This window comes from Sphingomonas sp. Leaf208, from assembly GCF_001421415.1.
In the GTDB taxonomy this organism is placed as follows: domain Bacteria; phylum Pseudomonadota; class Alphaproteobacteria; order Sphingomonadales; family Sphingomonadaceae; genus Sphingomonas.
Genome location: NZ_LMKH01000014.1, coordinates 24,975 through 41,185, shown reverse-complemented (window position 1 = coordinate 41,185; position 16,211 = coordinate 24,975). Strand labels below are relative to the sequence as shown.

Here is a 16,211-nt window from a genome sequence, read left to right as displayed (position 1 = left end):
ATCATTTCCCATATCGTATCGTCAGGGTCGCACCGATCGTTCGCGGTGCGCCGACGGTGATCCGTTCAACGTCAAGGTTGCCCAAGCCACCTGCAGCGGCAACTTCGGCGCGCGACACATGATAGAAGTTATACTGGAGACCGTTGGTGGCATATTGCTTGTCAAACAGATTGCGCGCCCAGACACGGATATCCCAGTCGGCGGCGGCCGGTTTGAAAGTTAAAGAAGTATTGGCAACATTCTTGCGCTCGGTCAGTGGTACTGCGGGCTGGCCAAGTCCGGTTGAGGTAACCTGAAACGGGCTGGCGAACTTCGTATCAAAGTGAAAGATCACCGAAGCGCCGCTCGCAAGATCGGCAGTATAATCGAGAAGGGCAGTGAAATCATGCTTCGGCGTGAATGGAGCCTGGTTCCCGGTACAATTCAAACCTGCTGCAGTGCATCCGACGAAACTTGCATAAAAAGCGTCGGTGTAAGCATAATTGGCGCCAATCGACAGGTTGGACGTCGGACGTACCACTGCCTCGACTTCGACGCCGCGAGACCGAAGCTTCCCTGCATTCGAGTCTTGAAACACGCCGTCCACCTGTGACCGCACTTGGAGATTGGCCGTGTCGGCGTGGAAGGCAGCGATATTGATGGTGAGCGCACGATTGAAGAGATCGGTCTTTGTGCCGACCTCGTAGCTCCACGTCGTTTGGGCGCGCAGCGGAGTAGCAGCAGCCAGCGGCGTTCGGACGTTGAACGACCAGCCGCCACCCTGAAAGCCCCGCGACGCCGATGCGTAAAACAGGCTGCCACGGAATGGGTGATACTCCGCGATGACGCGCGGGGTCCAACCTTTCCAGCTGTCGACCGCATCGTCATTGGCCGGCAGTTGCTGGAAGTAAGGACCGCCCTGGAACGGAGACGATCCGATATGCTGCGTGTAGCCCGTTTTGCGCTCGTAGCTGTAACGAAGGCCGGCGGTCAGCGACAATTTGTCCGTGAACTTGTATTTTCCCTCGGCATACGGTCCGAAGCTGCGATTCTCGATCTGTCCCTCGAACGTCTGACCTGGCGTATATCGACCCGCATTGAGGACCGAGAAGAAGAGGTTCGGATCGCGACCGTCGAAACCGAACGTGATCTTGTGGTTCAAGTCCTCATAGCCGAAATATGCGCCCGCGACGAAATCGAAGGGGCCGCCAAGGTCTGATGTGAACCGGAATTCCTGACTTACCTGCCACTCGTCGTTCGTGTTGAGTGAAGGAAAGTTGACGGGGTTCGGGCCTCCATCGGCGTCTTCGGCAAGTCTCGACTTCAGGTATCGGTATCCCGTGATCGAACTGATCTGTCCGATGGCGGTCTCGTAACTCGCATTGAGCAACGCGGTGCCGATCGTACGCCGCGTGAACCCATCGTCATCGAGAAGCACTTTGTGAAGATTGCCGTTCGTTCGTTCTTGTACCGATGCCGCCAGGGCGCCGTCGCCGACGATGGTAGGGCCATCGCCGGACCCAACGCGGCGTAGGTAGGAGCCGCTCGCGACGATGTTCCATTTCTCGTTGGGCCGCCAGCGAACAGACGCCCGATAGGAAGATACCTTGTTATTCGCGAGGTAGTTGTCGGTGATCAAATTGTGCTGATATCCGCCAACCGACTTCACGCTGTAAGCGAAACGTCCGGCGAGAGTTTCCGATATCGGTACGTTGATGAATCCGTCAGCCTCCAACCCGCCGCGTCCGCCTTTATAGGTCACTCCAGTCAACGTCGCGCGGCCGCTGCTGACGCCAATCTCGGCCATGTTGTTGGTGACGACGAGTGCGCCGCCCACGGCATTGCGACCGAAGGTCGTTCCTTGCGGTCCGCGAAGTATCGACACCTGGGAGACGTCATAGAGATTGGCGTCGAACGACGCGAGCGTCCCGTAGAATATGTCGTCGATATACACCCCGACCGGACTTTCCAGACCGGGTGAATCGTTGATGGTACCCTGACCTCGGATTTGTACCGTAACGACCGATGTACCTTTGACCGGTACGAAGGTGGGGCCAGGTGCGATCTTCACGATCTCGGCGAAATTGTCGACCTTGCGAGCCTGAATTTGCTCTTCCCCCAGCGCGCTGACGGCGATCGGTACATTCTGGAGACGTTCGGACCGCCGCGTCGCGGTGACGATGATGTCGCCGGCGATGCCAGTTGCCGCTGTTGCCTGCGGCGTCGGTACCGCGTCCGTCACGCTGCCGGCCGGGGGGGCTGGCGTAGTCGGAATAACGGGTTCCTGTTCCCCGGGCGTCGTGGTGCCGGCGGCTTGGGAATAAGCCGTCATCGGAGTAAGCAGGGCCAGCGTCGAAACACCTAGCGCCAACGGAATCATCGATCGCGTCATATAATCCTCTCCTTTATATCGTCCGATCTGTTGTCGGATCTGATGGTCGCTTGTTTCGCTCCGTAGTCAGATGGTCGCTGTGACCCGACGGTAGGTTTCGGGCCGCGAAAGGAAGGTCAGCCTGCGCCGGCCTCGCGCGCTGAGTGCCATGCGGCCAAGGCGAGGGGACGGATCCGCTGGATGATTTCGCCTGCATTGGCGGCGGTCTGCACACCGTCTCGCGCGCGCCCGGCGATGCCCTGCAAGATGGCCGCAACCCGGAACAGGTTGAACGCGGTGTAGAAGGGATGCGTGGGGTCGACGTCGAACCCTGTGCGTTCGCAATACGTCCGGGCATAAGCCTCGGGCGTCGGGATACCGAGGGCCGTCAGGTCGGCGCCGCGCAACGTTCCGCGGACATCAACCCCCTCGGGGCGAAACCACTCCATCATGTGATAGGTCAGGTCCCCGAGCGGATCCCCCAACGTCGACAGTTCCCAGTCGATCACCGCCGCGACGCGGGGTTCGGTCGGGTGGATCAGCAAATTGTGGAACGAATAGTCGCCGTGGATGATCGTCGTGCGTTCGTCGCTTGGCGGAATGGCCCCTGGCAGCCACTCGGCCAGCCAGTCCATTTCCGGTATATCGACCGTCCGTGACGCCTCGTATTGGCGCGTCCAGCGTGAGATTTGACGGACGAAATAATTTCCCGGGCGACCATAGTCGGCAAGACCGAGCGCCGCATAATCAACGCGATGAAGTCGGGCGAGCGTGTCGTTTGCGGAATCATACACCGCCGCGCGCTCGGCCGGGGACAATTGCGGCATGCGGGGGTCCCAGAAGCCGCGGCCGGGTACATGTCGCATGACGTAGAACATTGTGCCGATGACATCGAGGTCCTCGCACAGCACCAGCGGTTCGGGAACGGGCAGCCCCGCTTCGAACAGCGCGCGCGTAATGCGATATTCGCGATCCACCGCATGCGCCGACGCGAGCAGGACGCCAGCCGGCTTCCGGCGCAATACATATTTGGCATCCGGAGTCGTCAGCAGGAATGTCGGATTGGACTGGCCGCCCTGAAACTGATCGACGGCCATGGGACCAGAAAACCCAGGTACTGCCCCAACGAGGTAACGCTCCAGCGTCGCCTCGTCGAACTGGGTACCAGGCACGACTGCTTCGGTTTGGCCGATCGTTGCAGCGGGAGCACTCATGCCGCCAACTCCCCGCGGTACTTGTCGAATTCCATGCGTGCGAGCTGACGTTCGTGCACTTCGTCGGGGCCGTCGGTCAGACGGACGATGCGGGTGTTCGCCCACAACTCGGCCAATCCAAAATCGTCACTGACGCCTCCACCGCCATGCGCCTGAATGGCATCGTCGACGATTTGCTGCGCCATGCGGGGCGCGGCGATCTTGATCATCGCGATTTCCGCGCGGGCGGCCTTGTTGCCCACGGTGTCCATCATGTCGGCCGCCTTCAGGCATAGGAGGCGCGTCATCTCGATCTCGCAACGCGCGCGCGCGATCCGCTCTTCCCACACCGAATGTTCGGCGATAGCCTTGCCGAACGTATGGCGGGTCAGGAGTCGCCGGCACATCTTTTCGAGCGCCACCTCCATCGTCGCAATGTTGCGCATGGTATGATGGATTCGGCCGGGCCCGAGGCGGCCCTGCGCGATCTCGAAGCCGCGTCCCTCGCCGAGCAGCATGTTGTCGACGGGCACGCGAACGTCCTCGAGCAATACCTCGAAATGGCCGTGCGGCGCGTGATCGTAACCGAATACGGGCAGGTGGCGCAGCAAGGTCACGCCCGGCGTGTCGCGCGGCACCAGGATCATCGATTGCTGTTTATAGGCCGCCGCGTCGGGGTCGGTCTTGCCCATGAGAATGAAAAAGTCGCACTTGGGATGGCCCGCACCGGACGACCACCATTTACGGCCGTTGATGACATACTCATCGCCATCGCGGCGGATCGCGGTCTGTATGTTGCGCGCGTCGGACGAGGCGACGGCGGGTTCGGTCATCAGGAACGCAGACCGCGTGATCCCGTCACGCAGCGGCACCATGAAACGTGCCTTTTGTGCAGGCGTACCATACCGGTGAAGCACCTCGAAATTGCCGGTGTCGGGCGCCATGCAATTGAAGACTTCGCTCGCGAATGACACGCGACCCATCAGCTCCGCGATCGGGGCATAATCGAGGTTCGTCAGCCCGGGACTGGTGAAGAATTCGTCGTCATGCTCCGAAGGGGGCATAAAGAAATTCCACAATCCTTCGTCGCGGGCTTTGGCTTTAAGCTCTTCGAATATTGGCGGAATATCGTTCCAGCGATCGATTTTCGCGGCCTGCTCGTGATAAACAGGAACGGCAGGAATGATATGCTCGTCCATGAATGCGCGGACACGGCCCATCCAGGCCTGCGATCGATCCGAATGCTCGAAATTCATGCGGCTACCCCTGCCTAACAACTAAATCATCACTCAATCGACCGGTCGGTCGTGTACTGATAAAGCTATTCGACCGACCGGTCGGCTGTCAACCGGTCTTGTGGCGCCTGGGGCGGAACATGGACGCGCCAAATCGCCGGGTTCGGCAGATATCGATTCGCGAAATCCATTGACCAATTAGACAGGCGACCGTCCGGTCGGACGGTGCTTAGATACTGACGTTGGAGTATCGGTTCGGCAGGATGGTAATCGCGACCACCGGACCGCCAACCAAGAAAAAAGATTGACGCCCGACCGGACGGTCGACACAATTGGCGGCGAGAGAGGATAGTGCTGATGAGTTCGTCGAACGGGCTGGAAGACGCGGTATTGCTGCGGTCTCACGCCCCTTACACGCTGGCTGGGTATGCGGCCTTTCGCGACGTCATCGATCGGGACGGAGCCGTTCCAGCGCGGTTGAAGGCGTTGTTCGTCGCGGTCACGGCGATCGATCGGCGCTATCCCGATCTTGCTCGCCGCGAACTCGTTCGTGGCGTGGGTCTGGGTCTCACCGTGACGGAGGCGACTGCCGGAATCATCGTCTTGAGCAGCCTGCGCGGTGAAGGTGCGGCGCTGGAATTCGCCGAACTAGTGACCAGGACGATGGCGTTGGGCGAGTTACCGAAACCACAACCGTTACCCGACGCCGCACCTGGCGAAGCAGTCGCCAATTTCGAGGCGTATTTCGGGACGATTCCGCCGCCGCTGGCCCAGTTGCTGCGGCTCGTGCCGCGGGCCGCGGACGCATATTATCTCATGCGTCGCGGCAGCATCGACGCGAACCCGCTGTCGCCCAAGCATGGCGAACTGCTGCTGCTGGCGATCCTCGCGGCCGGGTATAGCCCGATGGCGGCAACGCATGTTCGCGGTGCCCGCCGGGCGGGCGCCAGCGACGAGGAAATCGCCGAAGCGGTGCTCTGCGCGATCCCCGCAGCAGGGGTTGCCGCCTGGATGGCCGTTGGCGCGCTGCTGGAACCGGCAGCGGACTGAACTTTCTACAAGTATTTCCATCACTAAAAACGGAGAGCGACATGGAACTCGAAAAAGACGTCATCCAGTATGAACTGGCGGATAATGGTATCTGCACGATTTGGCTGAACCGGCCTCACAAGCGGAACTGCGTCAGCCCCCAGCTGCTGCGCGAACTCGAGGTCGCGGTCGATCGCGCTGCTGCCGACAAGAAGGCATTGGCCGTGGTGTTTCGCGGACGCGGCAACACGTTCTGCTCTGGTGCCGATCTGGACCAGCTGGTTGGTCCGGTGCTGCACGAGAGCACGGTCTCGCTGCAGCTCGCGATCGATTCGGCGCGGACCTACGACAAGATCTACAACATGTCGAAGCCGACCATCGCTGCAGTCGAAGGCTATGCCGTCGCGGGTGGCTTCGAATTGATGATCTCGTGCGATTTCGCACTGGCTGCATCGGAAGCGAAGATCGGCGATTTCCATATCCGCCGCGCGCTGTTCGGCGGTGCCGGACCGATTTATCGCCTGCCGCGCTACATCGGCATGCGCAAGTCCAAGGAACTGATGCTGACCGGCAAACTGCTGACCGGCGACGAGACGGTCGAGTGGAACCTGTGCAACGCGTCTGCACCCGCCGACAAGTTCGATGCTCTGATCGCCGACTTCTGCGCACCGCTGATCGACAAGAGCCCGTTCTGCATGTGGATGACCAAGATGGCGCTGAACCGCGGCATGGACGCGGACACGAACACGCTCATCACGCTTGAGACGATGACCTGCAACGTCGTCCACCATTCCGCCGATGCGAAGGAAGGCGTCGCCGCGTTCCTAGAGAAGCGCAAGCCGGTCTGGACGGGCAACTAAGGTGACGAAGGTCAGCATGGTCGTGCTCGCAAGCCGTCCCGACGACTGGACGCAGGCGCGTTTCACCGAGTGGTGGCGCGGGCCCCATGCCGGTGCCGCCCGGGTACTGCCTGGTCTCGTCGCGTATCGCCACGGCGTCGTGACGAAGGACTATGACAGTCCCGAAACGCCGGGATGGGACGGGCACGCCGTGCTGACCTTCGCTGATCAGGCGGCGCTCGACGTCGCCTTCGCCTCGCCCGAATGGAAGGCGGCGACTGCCCAGACCCGGGGGATGGGCGGTCGGCGGATCATCCTGATCACCGAGGAGGTCGATCTGCTGGAAGCGCAGGTTCAGTCGAAGGAGTATGGAGATGAGTGAACTCTCTCCTGGCTTTTTGGCTCAAGGCTTTCGACTGGACGGCCAGCGTGCGCTCATCACGGGCGGACGCGGCGCACTGGCAGAGGCGATGGCCGCGACCTTGGCGGATCTGGGCTGCGCCGTAGCACTCGCCTCCCGCAACGGCGACGAATGTGTTGCGTTAGCCAACACGATCACCGAGCGCTTTGGCACGCAGGCGATCGGACTGTCCTGCGATATCTCGGATGAGGAGTCCGTCGAGGCCGCCGTGACCGAGACGATCGCTCGACTTGGCGGTCTCGATATCCTCGTCAACAATGCCGGTGCCTCGTGGTGGGGGCTCCCACAGGACATCCCGCTCAAGGGCTGGCGCAAGGTCATGGAGGTGAACGTCACCGGCACGTTCCTCGCTTGTCGGCATGCGGCACGGCACATGATCGCGCATGGCGGTGGTGCGATCGTCAACATCGCCTCGGTCGGCGCCTTCATCTCCTACCGCCCAGCGGATGGCCAGGTCGTGCCGTACACGACGAGCAAGGCGGCTATCGTCCACCTGACGAGTGATCTGGCTGCGCAATGGGCTGAACACGGCATACGCGTGAATGCGATCGCGCCCGGATCGATCGAGACCGGAATGACAGAGACGCTTGATCCCGCGATTCAGGACAAGACCCGGGCACGCATCCTGATGGGGCGCTTCGGACGCCCCGACGAAGTCTCAGGTACGCTGGCCCTGCTTGCCTCCCAGGCCGGCAGTTTCATTACCGGCCAGACTTTCCTCGTGGACGGAGGGCAATCCCTTGGCTGACCTGAGCGCGGATGGACTTGTCTGGTCGGACGACCGGCTGTGGCCGCAGTTCGTGGCGAGGGCCGACGAAGATCCAGCCGCGACGGCTCTGGTCGAGTGCCATGATCGACGATGGACCCGGGGTGAGCTTCGTGCCGAGGCGGAAGCCCTGCAGGTCCGTCTGCGTGCAGCGGGTGTCGGCGCAGGATCGCGCGTGCTGGTCGCCGGGCACAAGCGCGCGAGCACCTTGGTCGTGGCGCTCGCCGTATCGGCGTGCGAGGCGATCTTCTGCCCCTATTCGCCAAAATTGTCCGAAGCCGACCGCACGACGCTAGAGAGCCGGCTTGGCCACGCCGCGCATATCGTCGTGGATACCGACGACGCGATCCGCATCGATCCCGCTCCTTCGACAGTCCGCTCCAATGATTTTCGCAACCGCGACGCCGCGCTGATCGGGTTCACGTCCGGTACGACAGGCGTGCCCAAGGGCGTGATGCACGGGTCGACGGCGTTGAACTACGCGACACGTGCCTGCGCTGCCAATGCCGGCCTGAAGCCAGGAGACTCGATCCTGGGGATCGTACCGCTCGACAGCGCGCCGGGCTTCACGTTCACCGCGCATTTCGCCCTGTCGCTTGGCCACCACCTCGTGCTGATCGATCCATGGGATCCCGTGACAGCGATGCGACGTGCGACCGTTCATGGCTGCGGCTGGGCGATCATGGTGCCGACGCACCTGTATACGATGGTGGAAGCGGCGAAGACGGGCGCGTGGTCGGGGCGATTGCCGCTACGCGCGGTGGCCGTTGGCGGTAGTGCGATGACGCCTGAATTGATCGCCGATGCCGATACTCTGCTGGGCCTGAAAGCACTGCGTATGTTCGGCATGTCGGAATGCATGGGACATTGTTCGACAGTGCCGGCAGACACGCTCGTGCGGCGTCAATCGACCGATGGGCGACCCTTCCCGGGAACGCTCGAGGAAGCCTTCGATCTGGACGGTCGCTCGCTGCCACGCGGTGAGCGTGGACAGGCGGGCGTGCGCGGACCGTCGCTGTTCCTGGGCTATGCCGAGGATCTGGGAGCCGGACAGGAGCGGATGACGCCCGACGGCTATTACCTGACCGGCGACGAGATCGTGCGCGACGATGAGGGCTATGTCCGGGTGGTGGGTCGGATCAAGGACCAGATCATTCGCGGCGGTCTGAACATCGACCCCGCCGAGATCGAAGCCGCACTGCTGCGCCACCCGGCGCTCGCCGAGGTGGCAGTGGTCGGCGTTCCCGAACGCAAGCTTGGCGAGCAGGCTTGCGCAGTCTGTCGGATACGCGATGGGGCGTCGCCGATCAGTTTCGACGAGATGATCGCGCATCTCCAACGCGAAGGAATGTCGCGTAAGAAATGGCCGGAACATCTGGTCCTGGTCGATGAGATGGCGATCGGCGCGACCGGAAAGCTCGACAAGAAGGCCATGGCCGCGCGTGCGGTTGCGGCACTGGTGTCGGCATGATTGGATTTTCGTTCGACCTGACCGGGCGGGTCGCGCTGGTCACCGGGGCCTCATCGGGACTGGGGCGTCGGTTTGCGACCATATTGGCGGCGAGCGGTGCGAAAGTGGTGATCGGTGCGCGGCGTGCCGAACTGCTCGACACGCTTGCGCAGGAGATAGCGGACAATGGCGGCGAAGCGCTGCCGCTGGCGATGGATGTCACCGACGAGGCCTCGATCATCGCGGCCTATGACGAAGCCGCAGCACGCTTCGGCCCGGTCGATACGGTCATTGCTAACGCTGGATTGAACGTCGCAGGCAGTTCTCTCGGGCTGGAGGCCGACGCCTTCGACCGGATCGTCGCGGTCAATCTGCGCGGCGTGTTCCTGACGGCACGCGAAGGTGCGCGGCGCATGGTGGCAGCCGGATCGCAGGACCGCGAACATGGTCGCATCACGATAATATCGTCAATCACTGCGCATCAACCGGGGGCGGGCATTGCCCCGTACAGCGCGACAAAGGCTGCCGTCGCCCAGATGGGGCGATCGCTGGCGAAGGATTGGACACGCAAGGGCATCAACGTCAACGTGCTTTGCCCCGGCTATATTTCCACCGAAATGAACGAAACGCTTTGGGATCAGCCGGCGGGGCAGGGGCTGCTCGCGTCCTTTCCGCGAAAGCGCGTTATGGACAGCGACGCGCTTGACGCGATGATCCTGTATTTCTCGTCCGATTCGAGCCGGAACCTGACCGGTTCGGTGATGACGATCGACGACGGACAGACGCTTTGAAGGTTTGGCATACCAGGGTTGGTCGGTGCCAGATCGCATGTTGCGCCGCCGAACTGACGCTGGTCTTCCCGGCGAACCGCTACCGCGGCTCGGCAAGTTGCGGGTCGAGCACGTCATGACGAGGGTCTCCGATGCCAATCTGGGGACCACGCCAGTACGCCCGGGTTTCGAGCTTGACGAAGCCGCGTTGGACACGTGGATGCGCGCGAATGTTGCGGACTATCAGGGGCCGCTGATCGTCACGCAGTTTCGCGGTGGGCAATCCAATCCGACTTACCATCTGGCCACGCCGAAGCGACGTTACGTCCTGCGTCGCAAGCCGCCCGGGCCGCTGCTGAAGGGCGCTCACGCCGTCGACCGCGAAGCCCGGGTGCTGATCGCACTCGATCGTTCCGGCTTTCCGGTAGCGCACGTGCACGGATTGTCGGTGGACGACACGGTGATCGGCACGATGTTCTACGTCATGGACATGGTCGAAGGACGCGTCGTCTGGGACGCGACCTTCCCTGACGTACCTGCCGAAGAGCGGGCTGCGTATTTCGATGCAATGAATGCGACGATGGCGCAGCTCCACGGGATCGATCCAGACGCGATCGGACTCGCCGACTATGGCAGGCCCGGCAATTATTTCGAACGTCAGATCACGCGTTGGTCGAGCCAGTATCTGTCCGACGATGCCGCAGGGCGGGACCCATATATGGACCGGCTCGTCGAATGGCTGCCGGCGAACATTCCCCTCGACGACGATGCATCGTCCATCGTGCATGGCGACTTTCGCTGCGACAATCTGATCTTTCATCCCAGCGAACCCAGGATATTGGCGGTGCTCGATTGGGAATTGTCGACACTCGGGCATCCGGGAGCGGATTTCGCCTATCATGCCATGATGTACCGGATGCCGGCACATATCGTCGCCGGGCTTGGTGGTGTGGATCCAGCTTCGCTGCGGATCCCGTCCGAAGAGACGTATCTGCAGGCCTATTGTGCTCGGCGTGGCTTGGCTTCGATGCCCGGATACGACTTCTACATTGCGTTCAACTTCTTTCGCCTCGCCGCGATCTTCCACGGAATAAAAGGCCGCGTGCTGAACGGTACGGCGGCGTCTGCCGAGGCACGCCAGCGCGTCGCGGTGCTGCCCGAGTTGATGGCGCTGGCCTGGGCGCAGGCGGAGCGCGCGACGCGTCGCTGATATTTGGAGAGTTGCGTATGTCCGATCCTACCGCATTCTGCTGCGTTGCAGCGCTTCTGCGCTGGCCTGGGCGCAGGCGGAGCGCGCGACGCGTCGCTGATATTTGGAGAGTTGCGTATGTCCGATCCTACCGCATTCTGCTGCGTTGCAGCGCTATGGGCGGTGTCAGCGCCCTCCGTGGCTCTTGCTCAGGTGCCCCCGCGACCGGTTCCCCCCGAACAGACGGCACAGCCTGCTACAACCAGCGCACTGCCAGACGACAGCGTCTTGCCCGCGCCCGATCGCTTCAAGCGGTTCGACGATCTTAGTCTGAAGGGTTGGGCAATCTCGTATCCCAAGGTTGCCGATACGATCCTCGCCGATCATCTGGGCGTTCGTGATGCGCTCGCCGATATCGGGATAGGCATTTCGCCGATCAATACGGCCAATTTCCAATATGATTTCTTGCAGAACGATCGCGGCTATCGTGGACCACAGCTTTATAACGGTCAGCGTGTAACGCGGACCAATACCACGGCCAGCCTCACCGCGACCTATGACCTCGGCCGTATTGGGCTCAAGGGTGGACAGATCGCGACGACATTGAGCATCGTCGACAACAGCTTTCCAGCAGTGAACGGTCCGAAGAAAATCCGGATCGGTCGTCTCCACTATTATCAGGATGTGATCGCCGGGGTGTTGGACTTCAAAGCGGGCTACATCGACAACACGCAGGAGTTCCTTGGGATCAACGTCGGTGGCAATCTGGCAACCGGAAACCTTGGACCGCAGGCGACGATCCCGTTCCAACTCGGTTTGAGTTATGGCGGGTTTGCCGCGCCCGGTATCAACGTCCGGGTACGATATGGCAACCGGAAACCTTGGACCGCAGGCGACGATCCCGTTCCAACTCGGTTTGAGTTATGGCGGGTTTGCCGCGCCCGGTATCAACGTCCGGGTACGATCCAAGGCCGGCTTCTACAACAAATTCGGTATTCAGCGCAGCTTGCCACCAGGGGGCGCGACAGCGGAAAACGCCGTAAACCCGGGAGGTTTTCGTTTTTCTCCGCCAGGTACTGGCGTCTTATTGATCGACGAAATCGGTTTCAATCGGGCATCGGCGCCCGGAACAAAATCTGCCTGGGTACGGTTTGGCGGCATTCATAACTCGACTCACTACACTCGCTTTTCCGACGGTGCACAAAAAGATAATTGGGCCGTTTTCGTCGCTGCCGATCGACAGCTGACGCAGACCGATCCGGCGAAACCCTTTCGCGGAATCTATGCCGGAGCGACATTCAACTACGCGCCACCGGAACAGAACTTCTTCACGCAATATTACGAAGGCCGCGTCTATGGCGTCGGTCTCATCAAAAGCCGTCCTTTCGATCTGGCGTCGTTGGTAACAACGTATAACGTGTATAGTCCGGAGGGACTGCGCGCTCGTGTCCGGACAAACCAATCATTCTACAAAGGTACCTGGGCTGCCACGGCCAGCTACGCCTATCGCGCTGCGGCGGGGATCTATATCCAGCCGGGCTTGGGAGTAACGGTGCATCCGATCTTCAGCCCAAGATTCGGGCCGGCGCTGAACGCCTACCTTAGCCTGATTACGTTGTTCTAGTTGCTGACCTTATATACTTTCCGACTGGCCTGGTTGCGCTGAAATGATATCGTCAAAGCTTTGTGTATTGCCATCGTACTAGGATGCTAACGATCAGACTTTGGCAATATACACTATCACTTTAAAGATGAATGAGTGTCCGAAGTTGGAAAAGGGGCGAGGCCCCCTAAACGTCCGCTTTTGGGTCAGCGTGAAGAGCGGTATCAGCGTCCGGATCAAGGATTTATTGAAATCGGTAAAATTTCTTTAAGGCAAAAATGCCAGAGGGCGATAATTCGGGACCATCAAATTACGAGGGGACTAAGCAATGACGAACGTTAGCAGATCGGAGCGTAAGCGACGCAAGAAAACGCGTGAAACTAACTATAAATGTGCGAGGTGCGACACAACTTTGAAGGATGGATGCGCGGACACTCATCACGATGTCGAACGTGACGATGAGCATTATACAGATGAACCGTATCGACATGCTTTGTGCAAGCCATGTCATCGAGGCATTCATCAGATCTTCCCCAATCGGGCCGTACCGCTTTCAGAAGTGATGGCTAAGGAAGCTTCAGGGGAAATTAAGATCATCAGGATCCCATGTACGAACTGCACATAAGAGCGGTCGCCGCTGCCGAAGGCGCTACGGCAATCGTAGTCCTTGTTTTTCACTGCAATCGCAGCTCCCAAACTCGATAATGCCGCTTCGGTATAATGTAAATTGAGGCTTCAACCAAACATTCCTCGCCAATCCATGTGCGGACCTAGGGCTTCGCAAGCCGCGAAGTTCGACATGAACGAATGTCTGGAGTTGGGAAGCGAGCAGGGTGCTCTAAACGACCGCTTGTGGGTCATGGAACATTGCGGTTACTTGGCGAGCTCGGTCCGGGCTCGTCGACATCCCCCCTTAAAACCGCAACGAACTTTCAACACCGAACTCCTGCGGCCGACCGGGTGTGTAGCGGTCGATGCCAAAGCCGCCGAAATACCCCGTACGGGCCTGCTGCGTTACCTTGTCCAAGACGTTGGTCCCGTAAACGCCGATCCGCCAGCGCCCGTCAGCGTCAGGCGAATAGTCGAGCCGGAATCCAACCAAGGCATAAGCCGGCAAGCGGCAAACATAGTCGGCCCCTGACTGGCACGCGGGCTTCTTGCCGACACCGCGGACGTCGACACTGGGTGTCACAAGCCCACCTCCAACATGCAGATCATAGGCTACAGCCGCGCTGTAGGTGTATTTCGGTGCGGAATTGACCGGCGTATCGAGCGTTAGCGTTACGGCGTTCGGGCGAATGCTGTCATAGCCCTGCGTCAGATACGAGACGTTGCCCCGTACCGTCAGATCCCGCACCGGCCGCAGCACGAATTCGCCTTCGAACCCTGCCTCGTGAGCAGACGCCGCGCTCTGAACCTGGCGCGTAGAGACGTTGCCGACCAGGACGTTCACGCTCGCCTGGATGTCGGTGTATTTCTGATAAAAGCCGGAGAGGTTGATCACCGCCCGCCGGTCGAGTAGGTCGAGCTTCACGCCGGCTTCGTACGACCACAGCTTTTCGGGGTCGTAGGAAGACGGGAAGCGTCCATCGACTGAAGGGCCGCCCAATTGCTGGTTGAAGCCGCCGGAATTGTAGCCGTGTGCGGCAGTTAGATAGGTGAAGACCGTGTCGGACCAGCGATAGGAAAGCTGAAGCTTCGGATCGAAGCCGTCCCAGTGATCGGTATCGCGCGCTGTGAATGGGGCACCACCGCAGTTGGCGATCCCTCCGAGAAAGTCGCCGTTGAAATAGCCGCACTGCGTTGGCACGCCGTTGTAGAGGAACGTGTTCTCCCGGCCGGCGAAGAAGACGTAGCTCGAGCCCGTCTTGCGATCATAGGTGTAACGCCCGCCGAGAGTCGCCTCCAGTTTCGGCGTGATCTTGTACGACGCCTGCGCGAAGGCTGCGTAGCTGCGATACTTGAGCGAGGCGTCGTAGACGTAGCCAAGCGGATCGATCCAGTCGGGTCCGGTATCCTGGAGGAAGTCCGTCTTCTGCTGGAAATAGAAGGCGCCCGCGAGAAACGTCAGGCGGTCGTCCAGGATGGTACCACCGATCGTAAGCTCCTGCGTGAACTGCGTGCTGCGAGTGTCATCATATTCCGCGTAGATGTCGTTCGGGGCGTTGTTCACTGGCGTGTAGAACTGGGCGTGCGAGCGGCGATACGCGGTGATCGAATGCAGGGCGATGCCGCCGCCCAGATCATAGCCGAGCCGGCCGTTTAGTGTCGTTGCGTCGGTGTTGTTGAAGGGGCCACGGCCCGCATAACGAGAGATACCGCCCGCATCGCCACTGCGCGCGATGTCTGTCACGGCCGCGCTCGTAGGCGCAAGGAGAGTGGCGCCGCCATAGACCGTGTAGTCCTTCCCGAACACGGGATAGGCCGTGCAATAGGGGACGGCGTGCAGGGCATCGTAGTTTTGAATGTATCCCGCCGTGGAAAGACAGCCGACGGGTATGGTCGCGCCGCCATCGGTCTTCGACCGATTATACTCGCCGAGCAGATCGATCGTGAGGGGCCCGCCCTTGTCGACACGCAGCTGAACGCGGCCCGACTGATTGTTGACGTTCCCGCTGCGGTCGTTGTCCAGAACGTGCTTGATATAGCCGCGTACGCTTTGCGTGCGAAAGCTTGCCCGGGCATAGATGCCATCGGTCAGCGGCACGTTGAGCGCACCCTCGGTATCGATCCGCCTGAAGCTGCCAGCGCGGACCTGCGCATAGCCTTCAAACCGATCGGTCGGACGCTGCGTCGTGAGCAACACCGCGCCTGCCGTCGTGTTCTTGCCAAACAGCGTTCCCTGCGGGCCTTTTAGGACCTGCAGCGACGCGACGTCGTAGAAGTAGAGGTCGTTGCCTTCCTGCCGGCTGACGTACATCTCGTCGACGTAGAAGCCGGCCTTTGTGTCCGAATTGACCTGATTGAACGTCTGTCCGATCCCGCGAATGGTGAAGCTCGTGCCGCCGGACAGCAGGGGTACCAGTTCGAGATTGGACACGGCGCCGCGCAGATCCTGGAAGTTGCGGATGTTCTGCTGGACAAGGTTCCTGCCCGACAGGACCGTCGCGGAAACCGGCGTGGTCAGCAGACTCTCTTCCCGGCGGCGAGCGGTGACCGTGATCTCGCCGACGTCGTCCGTAGGGGCGGCTTCAGCCGCGTTGGGCGACTGCGCGATCGACTGCGCAGAAACTGGCGAAGCGGCCATGCCTGCGATGAGTGCGAGCGCCGAGAGCGCGCGCGTCGTCGATGACGGATGTGCTGCCATGATACCCCTTTATGTCAGCGTTTGCCGCTGCTTGCCCTGTATGGCGATATCCCTATGCT

Annotated in this window: 13 protein-coding genes; 8 read left to right on the top strand and 5 right to left on the bottom strand. The window is 60.8% G+C overall.

Features of this window, described 5'->3' with window-relative positions:
* Position 1: 1 nt before the first annotated feature.
* From ASE69_RS09175 to ASE69_RS09165, 3 genes are all read right to left on the bottom strand, one after another.
* Complete coding sequence (locus ASE69_RS09175) at positions 2 to 2,371, bottom strand: TonB-dependent receptor (RefSeq protein WP_082453021.1); 2,370 nt, start codon at positions 2,369 to 2,371, stop codon at positions 2 to 4.
* Positions 2,372 to 2,487: 116 nt separating this feature from the next.
* Positions 2,488 to 3,564 carry a phosphotransferase family protein gene (locus ASE69_RS09170; protein ID WP_056485444.1) on the bottom strand — a complete coding sequence of 359 codons (1,077 nt, stop codon included), beginning with the start codon at positions 3,562 to 3,564 and terminating at the stop codon, positions 2,488 to 2,490.
* On the bottom strand, positions 3,561 to 4,799 hold the full coding sequence (locus tag ASE69_RS09165; protein ID WP_082453020.1) for an acyl-CoA dehydrogenase family protein: 1,239 nt from the start codon (positions 4,797 to 4,799) through the stop codon (positions 3,561 to 3,563). The genes ASE69_RS09170 and ASE69_RS09165 overlap by 4 nt, the downstream gene beginning before the upstream one ends.
* 336 nt (positions 4,800 to 5,135) lie before the next feature.
* Between ASE69_RS09165 and ASE69_RS09160 the strand changes: the two genes are divergently transcribed.
* The 7 genes from ASE69_RS09160 (at position 5,136) to ASE69_RS09130 (ending at position 11,263) form a co-directional block, all read left to right on the top strand.
* Positions 5,136 to 5,828 carry a carboxymuconolactone decarboxylase family protein gene (locus ASE69_RS09160; RefSeq protein ID WP_056485442.1) on the top strand — a complete coding sequence of 231 codons (693 nt, stop codon included), beginning with the start codon at positions 5,136 to 5,138 and terminating at the stop codon, positions 5,826 to 5,828.
* Positions 5,829 to 5,869: 41 nt separating this feature from the next.
* The gene (locus ASE69_RS09155) at positions 5,870 to 6,667 is read left to right on the top strand and encodes an enoyl-CoA hydratase/isomerase family protein (protein WP_056485440.1); all 798 of its coding nucleotides are present in this window, start codon (positions 5,870 to 5,872) and stop codon (positions 6,665 to 6,667) included.
* A gap of 16 nt (positions 6,668 to 6,683) precedes the next feature.
* A complete protein-coding gene (locus tag ASE69_RS09150) occupies positions 6,684 to 7,028 on the top strand; it encodes an EthD family reductase (RefSeq protein WP_056485474.1) in 345 nt (114 codons plus the stop codon).
* The gene (locus tag ASE69_RS09145) at positions 7,021 to 7,815 is read left to right on the top strand and encodes an SDR family NAD(P)-dependent oxidoreductase (RefSeq protein WP_056485472.1); all 795 of its coding nucleotides are present in this window, start codon (positions 7,021 to 7,023) and stop codon (positions 7,813 to 7,815) included. Before ASE69_RS09150 ends, ASE69_RS09145 begins: the two co-directional genes overlap by 8 nt.
* Complete coding sequence (locus ASE69_RS09140) at positions 7,808 to 9,304, top strand: class I adenylate-forming enzyme family protein (RefSeq protein WP_056485438.1); 1,497 nt, start codon at positions 7,808 to 7,810, stop codon at positions 9,302 to 9,304. The genes ASE69_RS09145 and ASE69_RS09140 overlap by 8 nt, the downstream gene beginning before the upstream one ends.
* Entirely contained in the window at positions 9,301 to 10,074 is a 774-nt protein-coding gene (locus tag ASE69_RS09135) for an SDR family NAD(P)-dependent oxidoreductase (RefSeq protein ID WP_056485436.1), read from the top strand. Before ASE69_RS09140 ends, ASE69_RS09135 begins: the two co-directional genes overlap by 4 nt.
* A 115-nt stretch (positions 10,075 to 10,189) precedes the next feature.
* A complete protein-coding gene (locus tag ASE69_RS09130; RefSeq protein WP_056485470.1) occupies positions 10,190 to 11,263 on the top strand; it encodes a phosphotransferase in 1,074 nt (357 codons plus the stop codon).
* Between the two features lie 165 nt (positions 11,264 to 11,428).
* On the opposite strand, the gene ASE69_RS21325 is transcribed toward ASE69_RS09130, so the two are convergent.
* Positions 11,429 to 12,052 carry a hypothetical protein gene (locus ASE69_RS21325; protein WP_082453019.1) on the bottom strand — a complete coding sequence of 208 codons (624 nt, stop codon included), beginning with the start codon at positions 12,050 to 12,052 and terminating at the stop codon, positions 11,429 to 11,431.
* Between the two features lie 13 nt (positions 12,053 to 12,065).
* On the opposite strand from ASE69_RS21325, the gene ASE69_RS21320 reads away from it, so the two are divergent.
* A complete protein-coding gene (locus tag ASE69_RS21320; protein WP_082453018.1) occupies positions 12,066 to 12,866 on the top strand; it encodes a carbohydrate porin in 801 nt (266 codons plus the stop codon).
* 892 nt (positions 12,867 to 13,758) lie between these two features.
* Here ASE69_RS21320 and ASE69_RS09120 read toward each other — a convergent pair.
* Positions 13,759 to 16,152 (bottom strand): TonB-dependent receptor, encoded by a 2,394-nt coding sequence (locus tag ASE69_RS09120; protein ID WP_056485432.1) that lies wholly within the window; start codon positions 16,150 to 16,152, stop codon positions 13,759 to 13,761.
* Positions 16,153 to 16,211: the final 59 nt, after the last annotated feature.

Excerpts from the sequence above, each read along its gene's own strand:
- ASE69_RS09175 (WP_082453021.1), bottom strand. The coding sequence starts at position 2,371 with ATGACGCGATCGATGATTCCGTTGGCGCTAGGTGTTTCGACGCTGGCC.
- ASE69_RS09130 (WP_056485470.1), top strand. The coding sequence starts at position 10,190 with ATGACGAGGGTCTCCGATGCCAATCTGGGGACCACGCCAGTACGCCCG.
- ASE69_RS09120 (WP_056485432.1), bottom strand. The coding sequence starts at position 16,152 with ATGGCAGCACATCCGTCATCGACGACGCGCGCGCTCTCGGCGCTCGCA.
- ASE69_RS09155 (WP_056485440.1), top strand. The coding sequence starts at position 5,870 with ATGGAACTCGAAAAAGACGTCATCCAGTATGAACTGGCGGATAATGGT.
- ASE69_RS09170 (WP_056485444.1), bottom strand. The coding sequence starts at position 3,564 with ATGAGTGCTCCCGCTGCAACGATCGGCCAAACCGAAGCAGTCGTGCCT.
- ASE69_RS09160 (WP_056485442.1), top strand. The coding sequence starts at position 5,136 with ATGAGTTCGTCGAACGGGCTGGAAGACGCGGTATTGCTGCGGTCTCAC.
- ASE69_RS21320 (WP_082453018.1), top strand. The coding sequence starts at position 12,066 with ATGGCGGGTTTGCCGCGCCCGGTATCAACGTCCGGGTACGATATGGCA.
- ASE69_RS09165 (WP_082453020.1), bottom strand. The coding sequence starts at position 4,799 with ATGAATTTCGAGCATTCGGATCGATCGCAGGCCTGGATGGGCCGTGTC.
- ASE69_RS09145 (WP_056485472.1), top strand. The coding sequence starts at position 7,021 with ATGAGTGAACTCTCTCCTGGCTTTTTGGCTCAAGGCTTTCGACTGGAC.
- ASE69_RS09135 (WP_056485436.1), top strand. The coding sequence starts at position 9,301 with ATGATTGGATTTTCGTTCGACCTGACCGGGCGGGTCGCGCTGGTCACC.
- ASE69_RS09150 (WP_056485474.1), top strand. The coding sequence starts at position 6,684 with ATGGTCGTGCTCGCAAGCCGTCCCGACGACTGGACGCAGGCGCGTTTC.